Below are 2507 nucleotides of genomic sequence, written 5' to 3'. Positions count from 1 at the left end.
TGCTGGTGGTCACCGATCGGCGGACGGCGTCGACGCTACCGGCCGCGGATGTGTCGTATCTGTTCGTCGACGACGAGGCGCGGGCCGACACGGTCGATGTCCGGGACGTCGATGTCCGGGACGTCGAACGTCGCGCCCCGTTGCGTGCGGGGAATCTGGCGTATCTGATCTACACCTCCGGGTCGACCGGACGCCCGAAGGGTGTCGCGGTCTGCCACCACAACGTCGTCAATCTCTTCGGGGGGACGGATCAGTGGTGTGGGTTCGGTCCCGATGATGTGTGGACATGGTTCCATTCACCGGCTTTCGACTTCTCGGTTTGGGAGATCTGGGGTGCGTTGCTTCACGGCGGCACGTTGGTTGTGGTGTCGCAGTCGTTGAGTCGTTCCCCGATTCAGTTGTGGGAGTTGTTTGCTCGTACTGGGGTCACTGTCCTGAACCAGACACCGTCTGCGTTCTACCAGTTCGCAGAGAGCGAGTCGCAATGTCCTGCCCGTGTTCGGGAATCCCTTGCTCTGCGCGTGGTGATATTCGGTGGTGAGGCGCTCGACCCGAGCCGTTTGCGCGGCTGGTACCCCGGTGACAACCCGCGTAGGCCGTTGTTGGTCAACATGTATGGGCTCACCGAGACCACCGTCCATACTTCGAAGCTGGAACTCGGGACGGACGAAGTGCACGGGAGCCCGATCGGTGCCCCGATCGGGAACACGCGGGTGTATGTGTTGGATGGGTGGTTGCGTCCGGTGCCGGTGGGTGTGGGCGGGGAGTTGTATATCGCCGGTGAGCAGGTGGCTCGTGGGTATGCCGGTCGGGCTGGTTTGACGGCGGGGCGTTTCGTGGCCGATCCGTTCGGGGGTGCGGGTGCGCGGATGTATCGGTCCGGGGATGTGGTGCGGTGGACCGGCGGGGGTGTGCTCGAGTTCTTGGGGCGTGCTGATGAGCAGGTGAAGGTGCGGGGGTTCCGGATCGAGCCCGGTGAGGTGGAGGCGGCGTTGGTGTCGCATCCGGCGGTGGGGCAGGCTGCGGTGATCGCGCGGGAGTTGCCCGGGGTTGCCGGTGGTGAGCAGTTGGTCGGGTATGTGGTGCCGGACCGGTCGGCTGGTGTGGTCTGTCGTGACGAGGGCGTCGAGTCGGAGTTGGTCGGTCAGTGGCGTCGGGTGTACGACGACCTGTATTCCGGTGAAGGGGTGTATTCCCTCGACCAGTCCTGTGTGGAGTTCGGTGAGGATTTCGGGGGTTGGAACAGTAGTTATTCGGGGGATCCGATCGAGTTGGGGCAGATGCGTGAGTGGCGTGCCTCGGCGGTGGATCGTGTTCGGGGGTTGGGGGCGTGTCGGATCCTGGAGATCGGTGTGGGTTCGGGGTTGTTGTTGTCGCAGTTGGCGGCCGGGTGTGAGGAGTATTGGGCCACTGATTTGTCGGGGGAGACGATCGGGAGTTTGCAGGCGCGGCTGTCGGGGTTGCCTTTCGAGTGGGTTGATCGGGTTCGGTTGAGTGTGCAGGCGGCCGATGATGTCGAGGGGTTGCCCGCGGGGTATTTCGATGCTGTCGTGTTGAACTCTGTTGTTCAGTACTTCCCGAGTGGGGGGTACTTGTTGCAGGTGATCGAGCAGGCGATGACGTTGTTGGCTCCGGGTGGGGCGTTGTTCATCGGTGATGTTCGGAATCTGTCGTTGTTGCGGGAGTTCACCACCGGTGTTCAGGTCGCTCGTGCTGACGGTCTCGATGTTGCGGGTGTGCGTGATCGTGTCCGGCGGGAGATGGTCGCCGAGCGTGAGTTGTTGGTTGCGCCGGAGTTCTTCGTCGGTGTGGCCGACGAGGTCGGCGATGTCGGTGCCGTCGATATCCAACTCAAGCGTGGGTATTCGGTCAACGAGTTGACTCGGTACCGGTATGAGGTGGTTCTTCGCAAGGTGCCGGTTGAGGCGCGTTCTGTTTCCGGGGCGGTGCGCGTGGAGTTCGTTTCTCGTGCGGCGATGGAAGAGTATCTGCGGCAGACGGATTCCGAATGTGTGCGTGTGACGAGGATTCCGCATGCGGGGTTGTTGCCCGAGGTTCGGGTCGCGCAGGCGCTCGGTGAGGGGAGGCTGGATGTTCCGGCGGCCGCGCCGGGCGAGGTCGGTGCCGGCTGCGAGGTGCGTGTGGGTTCGGGGTCGCGTCGTTCGGGGTCGTTGCTGCCCGAGGACTGCCACGAGCTTGCGTGTGAGCTGGGGTTCACGGCTGTGGCGACCTGGTCGTCGGAGGCGGGATACATCGATGTTGTGTTCGTCCGCGCCGGGTTGGACGGGGCGGCGGTAACGGATGTCTTCGTTCCGTGTGAACCGGTGAGCGGGCTTGCGGGTTGGGTCAATGATCCCGGTGCCGGTGTTCAGGTGGCCGATGTCCGGCGGTTCGTCGGTGATGTGTTGCCGGAGTTCATGGTTCCGGCTGTGGTGGTGGTGTTGGACGGGTTGCCGTTGACGGCGAATGGGAAGTTGGATCGGTCGGGGTTGCCGGATCCGGAGTTC

1 protein-coding gene is annotated in these 2507 nt (G+C 63.7%); it reads left to right on the top strand.

The genetic code is table 11. The annotated features are described in order from the left end of the window. A partial coding sequence (locus EGT50_RS16870; protein ID WP_127955814.1) for an amino acid adenylation domain-containing protein occupies positions 1 to 2507 on the top strand: 2507 nt, incomplete at both ends.

The organism is Rhodococcus xishaensis, from assembly GCF_004011825.1.
GTDB lineage: Bacteria > Actinomycetota > Actinomycetes > Mycobacteriales > Mycobacteriaceae > Prescottella > Prescottella xishaensis.
The sequence above is the reverse complement of the archived record's forward strand: the minus strand, read 5'-3'. Positions and strand labels throughout refer to the sequence as shown.